General features: G+C 69.3%; 11 protein-coding genes. 6 read left to right on the top strand and 5 right to left on the bottom strand.

Annotation, left to right across the window (positions count from 1 at the left end; all coding sequences use genetic code 11):
• Positions 1-154: 154 nt before the first annotated feature.
• On the bottom strand, positions 155-1,579 hold the full coding sequence (locus tag OG729_RS26010) for an amino acid permease (RefSeq protein ID WP_405808283.1): 1,425 nt from the start codon (positions 1,577-1,579) through the stop codon (positions 155-157).
• A gap of 401 nt (positions 1,580-1,980) precedes the next feature.
• Here OG729_RS26010 and OG729_RS26015 point away from each other — a divergent pair, with 401 nt between their 5' ends.
• Complete coding sequence (locus OG729_RS26015; RefSeq protein ID WP_405808284.1) at positions 1,981-2,565, top strand: biotin transporter BioY; 585 nt, start codon at positions 1,981-1,983, stop codon at positions 2,563-2,565.
• 106 nt (positions 2,566-2,671) lie between these two features.
• On the opposite strand, the gene OG729_RS26020 is transcribed toward OG729_RS26015, so the two are convergent.
• Entirely contained in the window at positions 2,672-3,397 is a 726-nt protein-coding gene (locus tag OG729_RS26020) for a hypothetical protein (RefSeq protein ID WP_405808285.1), read from the bottom strand.
• 203 nt (positions 3,398-3,600) lie between these two features.
• Here OG729_RS26020 and OG729_RS26025 point away from each other — a divergent pair, with 203 nt between their 5' ends.
• The gene (locus OG729_RS26025; protein WP_405808286.1) at positions 3,601-5,214 is read left to right on the top strand and encodes a serine/threonine-protein kinase; all 1,614 of its coding nucleotides are present in this window, start codon (positions 3,601-3,603) and stop codon (positions 5,212-5,214) included.
• Here OG729_RS26025 and OG729_RS26030 read toward each other — a convergent pair.
• Positions 5,178-6,656, bottom strand: a complete 1,479-nt coding sequence (locus OG729_RS26030) for an amino acid permease (protein ID WP_405808287.1) — start codon at positions 6,654-6,656, stop codon at positions 5,178-5,180. The two genes, OG729_RS26025 and OG729_RS26030, sit on opposite strands and share 37 nt — an antisense overlap.
• 182 nt (positions 6,657-6,838) lie before the next feature.
• Between OG729_RS26030 and OG729_RS26035 the strand changes: the two genes are divergently transcribed.
• Together OG729_RS26035 and OG729_RS26040 are read left to right on the top strand one after the other, a co-directional pair.
• Complete coding sequence (locus OG729_RS26035; protein ID WP_360885104.1) at positions 6,839-7,324, top strand: ribose-5-phosphate isomerase; 486 nt, start codon at positions 6,839-6,841, stop codon at positions 7,322-7,324.
• Positions 7,325-7,469: 145 nt separating this feature from the next.
• Positions 7,470-8,279, top strand: coding sequence for an Fpg/Nei family DNA glycosylase (locus OG729_RS26040; RefSeq protein ID WP_405808288.1), 810 nt, complete (start codon positions 7,470-7,472; stop codon positions 8,277-8,279).
• Between the two features lie 28 nt (positions 8,280-8,307).
• Here OG729_RS26040 and OG729_RS26045 read toward each other — a convergent pair whose 3' ends face one another.
• Entirely contained in the window at positions 8,308-9,537 is a 1,230-nt protein-coding gene (locus OG729_RS26045) for a GNAT family N-acetyltransferase (protein WP_405808289.1), read from the bottom strand.
• Between the two features lie 106 nt (positions 9,538-9,643).
• Here OG729_RS26045 and OG729_RS26050 point away from each other — a divergent pair, with 106 nt between their 5' ends.
• Together OG729_RS26050 and OG729_RS26055 are read left to right on the top strand one after the other, a co-directional pair.
• Positions 9,644-10,789, top strand: a complete 1,146-nt coding sequence (locus tag OG729_RS26050) for a PP2C family protein-serine/threonine phosphatase (RefSeq protein WP_360885095.1) — start codon at positions 9,644-9,646, stop codon at positions 10,787-10,789.
• A gap of 113 nt (positions 10,790-10,902) precedes the next feature.
• A complete protein-coding gene (locus OG729_RS26055; protein WP_405808290.1) occupies positions 10,903-11,364 on the top strand; it encodes an HD domain-containing protein in 462 nt (153 codons plus the stop codon).
• 85 nt (positions 11,365-11,449) lie between these two features.
• On the opposite strand, the gene OG729_RS26060 is transcribed toward OG729_RS26055, so the two are convergent.
• Complete coding sequence (locus tag OG729_RS26060) at positions 11,450-12,616, bottom strand: acyltransferase family protein (protein ID WP_405808291.1); 1,167 nt, start codon at positions 12,614-12,616, stop codon at positions 11,450-11,452.
• Positions 12,617-13,026: the final 410 nt, after the last annotated feature.

Consider the following 13,026-nt stretch of genomic DNA (forward strand, 5'->3'; position numbering starts at 1 on the left):
ACATTCTATGCAAGTGCACGCTAGCAGCAGGAAGGCCGGATGATGATCAGGCGTTGGTCCCGGGACTCCGGAGCGTCGGTGGCTTGCCGGACGCACCGGACCCCCGGGCCGTGGTGGCCCGGGGGTCCGGTGTGCTGTGCCGTTACGGCCTCGGTCAGTCGCCGCTCGCCTCCGCGCCGACCGCCGCCGCGTCGCCGCGGGAAGCGACCTGGCGCACGTACCCGACAACCGCCAGCGCCAGCGTCAGCCCACCCGAGTAGTACAGCTGCGTACGGGTGTCCGGCTCGCGCGCCATCAGTACGAACACCGCTGCCATCCCCGCCAGCGCCACCCAGGTCAGCACCGGGTACAGCCACATCTTCACGACCAGCTTCGACGGGTCCTCGCGCTCCGTACGGCGGCGCAGTACCAGCTGCGAGACGGCAATGAAGATCCAGACGACCAGAATGATCGCGCCGATCATGTTGAGGAGCCACATGAAGACGTCGTTCGGCCGCCAGTAGCTGAGCAGCACACACGCGAAGCCGAAGACGGACGAGACCAGCACGGCGGTCCGCGGCACCCCGCTGAAAGTCCGCCCCAGCGCCTTCGGGCCCTGGCCGCGGGCCACCAGCGAACAGGCCATGCGGGAGGCGCCGTAGACATTGGCGTTCATCGCCGAGAGCAGGGCGACCAGCACGACGACGTTCATGATCTGGCCGGCGCCGGGGATGCCCAGGTGGTCCAGGGTCGCGACGTACGGGCCCTTCTCGACGACCTTCGGGTCGCCCCACGGGACCAGCGTGACGATGACCGCCATCGAGCCGATGTAGAAGACCGCGATGCGCCACATCGCCGTACGCACGGCCTTGGCGACGCCCTGCACCGGGTGCTCGGACTCGGCCGCCGCGATGGTGACCGTCTCCAGGCCGCCGTACGCGAAGACGGAGGCGAGCAGACCGACGACGAGGCCCTCTGAGCCGTTCGGCATGAAGCCGCCCTCGCCCGTGAGGTTGGCGGTGCCGGGTGCGTCGGTGCCCGGCAGCACGCCGAGGATCGCCAGCACGCCGATGGCCAGGAAGAGCGTGATCGCACCGACCTTGAGCGCCGCGAACCAGAACTCGAACTCGCCGAAGTTCTTCACCGCGGCCAGGTTGGTGCCGCAGAACACCAGCATGAAGAGGGCGACCCACGCCCATTCGGGGGTGCCGGGCAGCCAGCCCGTCATGATCTTCGCGGCGCCGATGCCTTCGAGGCCGACGGCCACACAGAGCAGAAACCAGAACGCCCAGCCCGCCGTGAAGCCTGCCCAGGGGCCGATCGCGCGCTCGGCGTGCACGGAGAAGGAGCCGGATGCCGGGTTCGCCGCCGACATCTCGCCGAGCATGCGCATCACCAGCATGACGAGCAGGCCCGAGATCGCATAGGCGATGACGATGGACGGGCCCGCCGCGGCGATGCCGGCGCCGGATCCGACGAAGAGTCCGGCGCCGATGACGCCGCCGAGGGCGATCATCGAGAGATGGCGTTGCTTGAGTCCGTGCGAGAGCGATGCGTCGGCCTGCTGGTCGACGGGCGCGGGCGCGGAAGTCCGAGACATGGGCATGCCCTGTTCACTAGCTGAGGGGGAAGTGATCAGTCTGGGCAACGGTCCGCTCATGAGGAACGAATGTCCGCTATACGGGCACGACGCTCACACAAGGTGAACACTTACTCACGTCCCACCCGACCCTCACGTACCGCCGTGCTCAGGACCGCCGCAGCAGCCGCTTTGGCGGGACCCCACAGTCGCTCCGGAGCCCGCCCCTCCGGGCAAAACGGACCCACTCCGCTCCGACCTCAGTGACAAGCATCACGCCAACTTGCGCATGACGGGCGGCCTTTGTGTGATCCCCACCAAGTCGCTCACTCGGCCTTTGTCGGCGGCTGACGGTGATCGAGTGATTCTCCGCGGGATAGCGTCACAGTGTCCCTGCCTGCCCTCACTACCGCGGAGCCCCGATGAGCACTGCTTCCGTCATCTCCCGTCCTGGAGCGGTTCTCGCCGACCTGCTGCCCGCATCGCGTACGAAGGACATCGCGCTCGTCCTCGGCGGCGCGGCGCTCACCGGCATGGCGGCCCAGATCGCGGTCCCGGTCCCCGGCTCCCCGGTCCCCGTCTCCGGCCAGACCTTCGCGGCTCTCCTCGTCGGCACCGCCCTCGGTGCCCGCCGCGGCTTCCTCTCCCTCGCGCTCTACGCGGTGGCGGGAATGGCGGGCGTGCCGTGGTTCGCACAGGCCACCTCCGGCTATGCGATGCCGTCCTTCGGCTACATCCTCGGCATGATGCTCGCCGCCACGGTCGTCGGCGCCCTCGCGCGCCGCGGCGCCGACCGCTCCATGCTGCGCACCGCGGGCGCGATGGCGGTCGGTTCCGTGATCATCTACGCGGTCGGCGTCCCCTATCTCGCGCTGGCCACCGGCATGACGCTCTCGCAGGCCGTCGCCGCGGGGCTCACTCCCTTCCTGATCGGTGACGCCCTGAAGGCGGCGCTGGCGATGGGCGCGCTGCCGGCGGCCTGGAAGCTCATCGGCCGGCGGGGCTGACAACGCCGACAGCCTTTTCCGACACCGGGCAGCCGCTGCCAACTTTTGAGAAGCCGTCAACTTGCGAACTGGGCCCGCGACCGATGAAGGTCGCGGGCCCACCTGCTTAGCGTTCGCTCCGGGTCGTCCACCAGATCCCCGTGACGCCGATCGCAAGGAGCGCGAGTGCGGCCAGGCCGAGCGGCAGTGTGCCGTCCGGAGTGCCGGTGCGCGGCAGCTCGGCGGCCGGCGGCTTCTCCGGCCCGAAGGGCACGTTCTCAGTGCCGAGCAGCAGCGGAGTGTCGGGGGCGTTGGGCGTCGGCTGCGATGTGCCGAAGGGGACGGGTCCTTGCTGCCAGATCAGCTTGTCACCGGTGCCGGCGGTGACCGGGAGGCAGATCTTGCCGGTCTTGTGCAGGTCGAAGGTCGCGGCGACCCGGTACGAACGGTCCTTGCCGGCCGCGAGGTTGTCGATGACACAGGCGAAGCCGCTGTTGGAGCCCTGAGGCAGGCGCGCCTCGGGGATCGGCACGCAGCCCTCGACGCCGGTGATGCGCATGCCGTCGAACCCGACGACGGAGAGGGTGATGGGTCCGCTGTCCTTGCTCCCGCTGTTCTTGACCTTCGCCGTCACCGAGGTCTGTTGGCTCTTGTTCTCGACGGTGATCTTCCCCGGCAGCTCAGTGGTGATCTTCACGTCCGCGGGTGCGGCGGGCCCGGGGGAACCCCCCTCGCTGCTCCCGGGCGTGGGGTCGTCGGCGGCGTACGCGCTGAGCGGAAGAGTCAGTACGGTCGCCGCAATGACAGCGACGAATACCCCCGAGTATTTTCCTTGCCTTTTCAATCCCTGCATTTCCCAGCCCCCTTGATGCACATCGGGCAGTGCGTACGAGAAGGGTTCCACAAGATTGCGGCGAACTATGCTGTCATGGGGGAAAGTTCATGCTTCTGTCCTGGTCACAGAGGGGTACGACGGGGAGGAAGGGAATGCCGGGAATTCCAGGGCTATTAGTGGTGGGGCGTTACCGGCTGGACGAAAGCATTGGGCAGGGGGGAATGGGGCGGGTGTGGCGTGCGGCCGACGTCATGCTTGACCGGCCGGTCGCGGTCAAAGAGATGCGGATGGACGATGCGGACGCGGAGGACACCCGTATCCGCCGTGAACGCACCCTGCGCGAGGCGCGTGCGACCGCGCGTATCGATCACCCAAATGTGGTCCGGGTCTACGACGTGGTCGAGGAGAGCGACCGGCTGTGGATCGTGATGGAGCTCGTCGAATCCCGATCCCTGGAACGTCTCCTGGTGGAGGACGGCCCGGTGTCCCCGCGCGAGGCTGCGCGCATCGGCCTCGGCCTGGTGGCGGCGTTGCGCGAGGTTCACGCGGTAGGAGTGCTGCACCGTGACATCAAGCCCGGCAACGTACTGCTGGGCCGGTCCGGGCGGGTGGTCCTGACGGACTTCGGCATTGCCGCGATCCAGGACGCGACAGCCCTGACAGTGGTGGGGATGCTGGTCGGCTCCCCGGACTACATGGCCCCGGAACGGGTGGGCGGCCGCCCGCAGGGCCCGGCGTCGGACCTCTGGTCGCTGGGCGCCACCTTGTGCGCGGCGGTGGCGGGTCAGTCCCCCTTCGCCCGCCCGACGACGCTGGCGACGCTCCACGCGGTGCTGTACGAGGATCCCGAACTCCCGCCGGGCGCGGGCCCGTTGTCCCCGGTGCTGGCGTCACTGCTGGTGAAGGACCCGGAGGCGCGCCCGACGCTGGACGCACTGGAGACGTTGCTGACGAGGGCGGCTTCGACGTACGTCCCGACGCTGTCGGTCGCGTCCCCAGTGCCGCCTTCGCCGCTCTTGGAGCCCCCGCCGGACCCGCGTGAGCCCGAGCCCGCGCCTGCGGAGCCTGCGCCCGCGGGCGAGACGGAGCGCGACGCCGCCCGTACGCCCGGGCACACAACCCGGGGGCCCGGGGGCTTGCCCCCGGTTCAGGCAAGGGGCGGGGTGGGGGAACAGACTCCCCGCACCCCGCACGCGGAGCCCGCCGCAGTCCCGAGGCCCCGCACCCGCACCCTCATCGCAACCGCCGCCGCCGCCCTCGCCGCAGTCTCCGTCACCGTCGTCCTCGTCCTCACCTCCCAGGACCGGGACCAGGACCAGGACCAGGGTCAGGCCCGGCACCCCGACACCAGCCTCGAAGCCAACACGCCGCCCCCTACCGTGGCCGGTACCTCCCAAGCACCCCCCGCCACCCCACCGCCCGGCACCCGCAGCGAGACCGGCTTCGCCTGGGCACCCCCCAAAGCCTGGACCCGCAGCGCGAAAAGCCCCTCCAACGTCCACTACCACTCGCCTGACGGGAAACAAGAAATCGCCGCCTCGTACGCTCTCGCACGAGGCGGCGATCTCCTCACCCAATGGCAGCAGTTCGAGCGCGAAAGCCACGACGCTCCCGGCTACCGCAAGCTCCGCCTGGAACGCACCGCCTTCCGCGGCAGATCCGCGATCATCTGGGAGTACGTCTTCACTCAGGACGGCGCGCCCTGGCGCGCCCGCCAGCTCGGCTTCACCGCCGGCGGCAAGTCGTACCAGCTCAACATCTGGTACGACGCCGCCGCCCGGCCCGCCGCGCAGACCACCTACGACCGGGTGACCGAGTCCTTCACACCGCTCTGATCCAGCTCTACGCCCGCCGACGCACGGCCGAACCACTCACGACCCACCGCGATAGCGATCACGACGGCCGCCACCAGCAGCGACAGCAGCACCTGCTCCCGCGCGTCGCCGCCGTCGTAGACCATGTAGCCCAGCACGAAGAGGATCATCGCGATGGTCAGCCACGTCAGATACGGGAAGAGCCACATCCGCACGACGAGCCTGTCCGGCGACTCGCGCAGGATGATTCCGCGCATCCTCAGCTGGGTGACACAGATGACCAGCCACACGAACAGGGCGACCGCGCCGGACGCGTTCAGCAGGAACGCGAAGACGGTGTCCGGCCACTTGTAGTTGAAGAAGACGGCGAGGAAGCCGAAGACCACCGAGCCGAGGATGGCCGCCTGCGGCACGCCCCGCGCGTTCGTCCGGGCGAAAACCTTCGGCGCATCGCCGCGCCGCCCCAGCGAGAACGCCATCCGGGACGCGGTGTAAAGACCCGAGTTGAGGCAGGACAGTACAGCGGTCAGCACGATCACGTTCATGATCTGCCCGGCGTGCGCGATGCCGATCGAGTCGAGCGCGGCGACGTACGAGCCCTTCTCGACGATCGACTTGTCGTTCCACGGCAGCAGCGTCAGCACCACGAAAATGGAGCCCAGGTAGAAGACGCCGATCCGCCAGATCACGCTGTTGGTGGCCTTGGTGACGGCCCGCTGCGGGTCTTCCGACTCACCGGCCGCCAGCGTCACGATCTCGCTGCCCATGAAGGAGAAGACGACCATCAGCACACCGGTGAGAATCGCGCCCGCACCGTGCGGCATGAATCCGCCGGCGTCCGTCAGATGCGCAAAGCCCGCGCCGGGGTTGTCGGAGCCCGGCAGCACGCCGAAGACGGCCAGCAGACCGATCACCACAAAGGCGGCGATCGCGACGACCTTGATGCCCGCGAACCAGAACTCGAACTCACCGTACGACGACACCGACGCGAGGTTCGTCGCCGTCAGCACGACCATCACGATGAGCGCCCAGCCCCACTGCGGGACCGCCGGAATCCAGCTCTCCAGGATCTTCGCGCCGGCTGTCGCCTCGACCGCCAGCACGACGACCCAGAAGAACCAGTACAGCCAGCCGATCGAGAACCCGGCCCAGCGGCCGAGCGCCCGGTCCGCGTAGGCGGAGAAGGAGCCGGAGGTCGGGTTGGCGGCGGCCATCTCGCCGAGCATCCGCATCACGAAGACGACGAGAGCGCCCACGAGTGCGTACGACAGGAGGATGGCCGGGCCCGCCGCGGCGATACCGGAACCGGAGCCGACGAACAGTCCGGCACCGATCACGCCGCCGATGGCGATCATGGACAGATGCCGGTTCTTGAGTCCGGCCTGGAGACCGTCGGAGGCCTGCGGCTTACCGGTTGTACCGGCCTGCTCGCCTTCCTTCATGAGGGTCTGCTGCGAGGTCATGGACGAATCCTTAGGTTTGAGAGCACTCGGGTCACGAGCCCCCGCATTCAAACCCGCGACTCCAGATGTGTGAAGTCCCGTTTTCGGATCGTTAGGTCCGGGCGATAAGCGGAGGCCTGCGGCCCCGACAGGTCCTGACCCCGGTCACCGCTACCCGGCTACCTCCGTGCCACACTCGGAACATGCGCGTGTACCTCGGTTCCGACCATGCCGGCTTCGAACTCAAGAACCACCTCGTCGAGTGGCTCACGGCCCACGGCCACGAGCCCGTCGACTGCGGTCCCCACATCTATGACGCCCAGGACGACTACCCCCCGTTCTGCCTGCGTGCGGCCGAGAAGACGGCCGCGGACCCGGACAGTCTCGGCATCGTGATCGGCGGCTCCGGCAACGGCGAGCAGATCGCCGCGAACAAGGTCAAGGGGGTGCGCGCCGCCCTCGCCTGGAGTGAGCAGACCGCCGCTCTCGGCCGTGAGCACAACAACGCGAACGTCGTGGCCATCGGCGGCCGGATGCACACGCTGGAGGAGTCGACCAAGTTCGCCGAGATCTTCCTCAACACCCCTTACTCGGGTGAGGAGCGTCACACGCGCCGGATCGAGATGCTCTCCGCGTACGAGACCACCGGCGAACTCCCCCCGATCCCGGCGCACCACCCGCAGGGCTGACCCGGGGCTACGCCCCCGACCTCAGTGCTGGGACGACGCTGACTGCCCAGCCCTCGCGGCGGGTGGCACGCTGTGTTTTGCCCTCAGGCACCGGGCGGGCCGACCGTCCCGTCCGGCGCTCGAGGACCCCACTCAGGAGCGCACCTTGCCCGAAGGGCATACGATTCACCGCCTCGCCGAGGATCACCGCGAGCGTTTTCTGGACCGGCAGGTCCGGGTGACCAGCCCGCAGGGCAAGTTTTCCGACTCGGCCGCTCTTCTCGACCGCCAGGTCCTTCAGACCGCCGAGGCGCACGGCAAGCATCTCTTCCTCGGCTTCGGCCCGCTCGGCTGGGTCCATATCCACCTCGGCCTCTTCGGCAAGGTGAACTTCGGCGACGCCCCCGCGCCCCCGCCGACCGACACCGTCCGGCTACGGCTCGCGAACCCGCAGTCGTACGTCGATCTGCGCGGCCCCACCACCTGTGCACTGATCACCGACCCCGAGAAGCGGGCGATACACGACCGCCTCGGCCCCGACCCGCTGCGGCTCGCCGACGACCCCGACGGGGCCTGGGCACGTATCTCCCGATCCCGTACGACCGTTGCCGCACTGCTCATGGACCAGAAGATCATCGCGGGTGTCGGCAATGTCTACCGTGCCGAGGTCCTGTTCCGGCACGGCATCGACCCCTACCGCGCGGGCAAGGACCTCACCCACGACGAGTGGACCGCGATCTGGACGGACCTCGTGGAGCTGATGCGCGAGGGCGTACGGAACAACCGCATCGACACCGTCCGCCCCGAGCACACTCCCGAGGCGATGGGTCGCCCGCCGCGCGTCGACGATCACGGTGGCGAGGTCTATGTCTACCGCCGGGCAAACCTGCCCTGCCATGTCTGCGGCGGCGAGATCCGCACCGCCGGTCTCGCCGCACGCAATCTCTTCTGGTGCCCCGCCTGCCAGTACCGGTAGCACGCCCCGACCCGCCCAAGGGGCGATGTCAGAAACCGTGCGGCAACCAGGGCGCCGGGTCACTGCCGAACGCGACCGACGCCTCGGCCAGCGCCCCCTGCCGCAGCTCCCGCACCCGCCCCGCTCCCGCCAGCGCGGTCAGCGACACCCCGCCCAGATACGCCGAACCCAACTCCCGTACGGACAGCGCCAGATCGGCATCGTCGTCGGTCCGCTTGCAGGATGCGCCCTTGTGGTCGCCCGTCAGCCGCCAGCGTCCGGCGTTCCACGGGCAGAAGTCGTCCGTGACGTCGAAGACGACATCCACCGGCGTCTGGTACGTACGCGCCTCCAGCGCGCTCCCGAGCTCCACCAGCCGTACGAAGAGACCGTCCCGCACCCGCACCTCGCACTGCCGCACGTCATTGACGAGAAGCAGCAGCGGATCGTCCACGGGCCGGTTGCGCACCACCACCTGCACCGTCAGGTCGATGTCGAGGAGGAAGCGCCACAGCACGGCGTACGTCACGGGATCGAGCGCCTCGATGTGCCGCAGCGTGATGATGCCCTTCGGGCCACGCGGCCCCCACTCCGGCTTGTTGTGAAAGCGCACGAAACCGACGATCTCGCCCTCCCGCTCGGCGACCACGCACTGCATCGGCGATGCGCCGTCCCGATCGGCCGGAGGGTCGAGCAGCGGCAGCCGCTCCCAGCCCGGCTTTCGGGCGAGCATGCCCGGCCGTGAGCCGATGCTGTGTACGTACACCGCCTCGCACTCGCGCGCCACCGCCTGGACGTCCGCGAAGCGCAGGCGGACGTCGTCCGCGCCCTGAGGGAGGTCGATCCGTGCCCGGACGGTGTCGATCGTCGCGGACACCATCTGGGTCGCGATGCCGTAGCCGAAGCGACCGTAGATCTCCGGCTCGGAAGCCGTCAGCACGGCGAGCGGCTCGCCCCAGCTACGTACATCGTCCAGTTGGCGCCGCATCATTGAGGTGAGTACCCCGCGCCGCCGGTGCGTCGCGGCGACGCTGACCATCGTCACACCCGCGGCAGGCACCATCGCGCCGCCAGGGACCGATACCCCGAACGAGAACGCCCCGGCCGTCCCGATGCACTCCTCCCCGTCCCAGGCGCCGATGGAGCGCTCGGTCTCGGTGAGCGATTCATACAGCTCGCGCGCTTCCGGGGTCCCCGGCACACCACCGAAGGCGAGCTCCAACTTCCCGTACCAGCCGCTCCATTCGGACGGACGCAGCGCTCGCAACTCGATTGTCATATGCCATGCCTACCAGGGCTGCGGCATCGGGGCGACCCGATATCGAACACATTGTCACCGGGGTCCCCCTGCACGGAAGGCGGGCGGGTGGATAAGGTCCACGGCAATGGCCCGCGGCTCTGCAGCAGACTCGTACACGGCCCGGTTGCGGAAGGCAGTGCACCGGGCGCGCATCGCGCTGCGCAAATCCGGTGTCGACTACTTCCGGGGTGACGGCTCCGACTGGATCGCGCTGGCCGGTCTGCTGCTGACCGTTCCGGCCTTCACCTGGGGCACGATCGTGATGCCCGTCTGGGTTTCCCCGGCGGCGCTGGTCCTGCCCATCGTGGCCGGCGGTCTGCTGCTGCGCCCGGCGAGCCTGCTGGGTCTGTACGCGGCGGCAGCAGGCGCCCTGATCCTCGAGTCGGTCGTGCTCGGCCCGTACACGGAAGGCCCGGCCAGAGTCACCCCCGGAATCGTCCTCACGGTCGCGGCCTGCGGTCTCTTCGGCCTGCTCATCGCCCAGTTCCGAGCGCGGGTCGGGGTGCCCTGGCGGCGCGGCGGCACGATGCTCTTCGACCTGCGCGAACGTATCCGGGTGCAGAGCGCACTGCCGCGGCTGCCGAAGGGCTGGCACCGCGAGATGGCCCTGCGCCCGGCGGGCGGCCAGTCCTTCTCCGGCGACTTCGTGGTCGCGGCCCGTACGAACGGTGGCCGCACCCTGGAGGTCGTCCTCACCGACGTCTCCGGCAAGGGCATGGACGCGGGCTCCCGTGCGCTGCTGCTGTCCGGCGCCTTCGGCGGTCTGCTCGGTTCGCTGCCGCCGCACGGCTTCCTGCCCGCGGCGAACGGCTATCTGCTCCGTCAGGACTGGGACGAGGGCTTCGCCACCTCCATATATCTCGTGCTGGACCTGGACTCCGGCGACTACGAGCTGCTGTCGGCCGGCCATCTGCCCGCACTCCAGCTGCACGCGGGCAGCGGCCGCTGGGAGGAGATGGACGCAGAGGGCCCGCTGCTCGGCGTCTACGACGGCGCGCAGTTCGACCCGGTCAAGGGCAACCTGCGCCCCGGTGACGTACTGATGATCTTCACCGACGGCTTGGTGGAGGCGTCGGGCCGGGACATAAGCGAGGGCATAGACCGCCTGACCGGCGAGGCCGACCGCTACGTGGCGGCGGGTTTCGAGGGCGCGGCCTGGCATCTGATCGAGGCGGTCGCGAAGGACGTCAACGACGACCGGGCGCTGCTGCTGCTCTGCCGGGAGGCATGACCTTTCGGCACGGTCCCCGGGCCGTGCCGCCGCCACCACCGCCCCGGGCGCCGGTGGGGGCGGTATCGCGATCAGCAGCCCCGGGCCGGACCACTGGGCCGTACAGTCGGGCCATGCCACAACTGACCCTCGCCCAGGTCGAGGCGATTGCCCGTGCGGCCCACGCCGGTCAGAAGGACAAGGCGGGCCGCCCGTACGCAGAACATCTCGCCGCCGTCGCCGAGGGCGTACGCGCCCGGGGCGGCAGCGACGAGCAGATCGCCGCCGGGTGGCTGCACGACTCCGTGGAGGACGACGCGCTCTCCAGGGATTGGCTGGACGCGGCCGCCCTGCCGCAGCCGGTCAAGGACATGGTCCTCGCCCTGACCAAGCGCAAGGGCGAGGAACTGGAGGAGTACACCGGGCGCATCCTGGCCACGCCCGGTGCCCGCCTCGTCAAGGAGGCCGACCTCGCGCACAACGCCGACCCGGCACGGCTCGCCGTACTGGACGAGGCGACGCGGACCCGGCTGACGGCGAAGTACGCGAGGGTGCGCGCCCTGCTGGGCCTGTCGGCGCCGGACGCGCAGCCCTGAGCCGTGCGCGGCCGACCGGGCGGACGCACAGCCCTGAGCCGTGCGCGGCCGACCGCGGGCGGCCGACCGAGGCGGCCCGATCGCGTCAGCCCCGCGGCGCGAGCTCCGTCGCGTCCCGCCGGAACGCCCACGCCATCTCCGGCTCCGTCACCCACCGCAACGCCCGCCGCACCGGGGGCGTGCACAGCAGCGTCACCGCGGCCGCCGCGACCAGCGTCACCACGATCTCGCCGCCCGGGGTGCTCAGCCAGGCGTTGTTCTCGAAGACATGCCCGTAGTCCGCGGCCTTGATCAGCAGACCGTGCAGCAGATAGCCGCAGATCGTGCCCGCGCCCAGCACCGTGCACCACATCCTGCGCCGCGGCACCCACGCCAGGAACCCGGCCGAGAGCAGCACCGCGCACGCGAAGAACGCCAGCGTCATCACGACCCCCGACCACCACGGCACACCCAGCTCCTGCGCGCTGCTGGAGCGGTACAGCCAGCCCAGAGTCATCCGGGGCGCGGCCCAGTACGCGAAGAGGCCCGCGACGGCGAAGAGCGGCAGGGACAGCAGCCGTACCTCACGGCGCCGCACCAGCTGGAAGTGCTCGGGCTTCAGACGCAGCCCCAGCACGAAGAACGGCAGGAACTGCAGAACACGCTGAAGATTCAGGTCGGCCCCGATGTTCGGCGTCAGCGCGGCGAGCGAGGCCAGCGTGAGCGCCACCGGCAGCGGCCACCGGATCAGCCGCCACAGCGGGGTCGTCAGCCGCCAGATGAACAGCGCGACCAGGAACCAGGTCAGATAGAAGGGGTCGAGCAGACTGATCGGCTGCTCGGGCGCGTGTTGCGCATACCGTCTGAAGAGGGAGTAGATCACCTCGAAGACGACATACGGCAGGGCGATCCCGGTCAGCAGCCGTCTGAGCTGGTCGGGCCGACCGGTGTAACTCCGGGAGAAGTAGCCGGAGATGAGGATGAAGGCCGGCATGTGGAAGGTGTAGACGAGCACGTAGAGCGCCCGGGAGGCGCGACTGCCCTCCATCACCGGCTCCCACGCGTGCGCGACCGCCACCAGCACGATGGCCAGATACTTCGCGTTGTCGAAGTAGGCGTCTCGCCTGGTGGACTTCTCGGCGGGCTTCGGTACGGGTTTCTCGGCGGGGGCGAGGGTGGCGGATCCAGCCGCCTTCAGGGTTGTAGGGACGGGCTCCGACTCCCGGGCCTGGGGGAGCGGGCCCCTGCGATATCCATGCGGAGCGTGAAACATTCGAGGCACCTTAGCCTCGCCGATTCGATTTCGTAAAACCCTCTCCGCATGTCTCCCATTCGAACCCGAAACTGCCACCAACCGACCGCTATGCCCTAATTAATCCACCTTAAATGGCGCATACCGCCACGACCTTGTGACCGCGTGAATTTCCTCACCACTTGCCTTCGAATTTCTCGTGACCGAGGTGTGCGGGCATGGAAACGATCAGGTCGAATTTCCTCCCGTATTTCACCCCGGCGGCCGAACCGCCCTTCGCCGACCGGCGCACACGCGCGCCCGGTTGGCGCGAACCCGTCGTCGATGATTCGTCAGGGGCAGGCATGCATGGGCGTGTTGGTGGCACGATGGTCAAGACGGGGGTGTGCTGGGCCGTATACCCCCGGGCGGGCAAGGTGGACCGACCGAGG

The organism is Streptomyces sp. NBC_00210, assembly GCF_045160975.1.
GTDB lineage: Bacteria > Actinomycetota > Actinomycetes > Streptomycetales > Streptomycetaceae > Streptomyces.

Bases quoted from the DNA above. Each gene is read 5' to 3' on its own strand.
- OG729_RS26010 (WP_405808283.1), bottom strand. From the start codon at position 1,579: ATGTCTCGGACTTCCGCGCCCGCGCCCGTCGACCAGCAGGCCGACGCA.
- OG729_RS26025 (WP_405808286.1), top strand. From the start codon at position 3,601: ATGGGGCGGGTGTGGCGTGCGGCCGACGTCATGCTTGACCGGCCGGTC.
- OG729_RS26055 (WP_405808290.1), top strand. From the start codon at position 10,903: ATGCCACAACTGACCCTCGCCCAGGTCGAGGCGATTGCCCGTGCGGCC.
- OG729_RS26015 (WP_405808284.1), top strand. From the start codon at position 1,981: ATGAGCACTGCTTCCGTCATCTCCCGTCCTGGAGCGGTTCTCGCCGAC.
- OG729_RS26020 (WP_405808285.1), bottom strand. From the start codon at position 3,397: ATGCAGGGATTGAAAAGGCAAGGAAAATACTCGGGGGTATTCGTCGCT.
- OG729_RS26030 (WP_405808287.1), bottom strand. From the start codon at position 6,656: ATGACCTCGCAGCAGACCCTCATGAAGGAAGGCGAGCAGGCCGGTACA.
- OG729_RS26035 (WP_360885104.1), top strand. From the start codon at position 6,839: ATGCGCGTGTACCTCGGTTCCGACCATGCCGGCTTCGAACTCAAGAAC.
- OG729_RS26060 (WP_405808291.1), bottom strand. From the start codon at position 12,616: ATGTTTCACGCTCCGCATGGATATCGCAGGGGCCCGCTCCCCCAGGCC.
- OG729_RS26050 (WP_360885095.1), top strand. From the start codon at position 9,644: ATGGCCCGCGGCTCTGCAGCAGACTCGTACACGGCCCGGTTGCGGAAG.
- OG729_RS26045 (WP_405808289.1), bottom strand. From the start codon at position 9,537: ATGACAATCGAGTTGCGAGCGCTGCGTCCGTCCGAATGGAGCGGCTGG.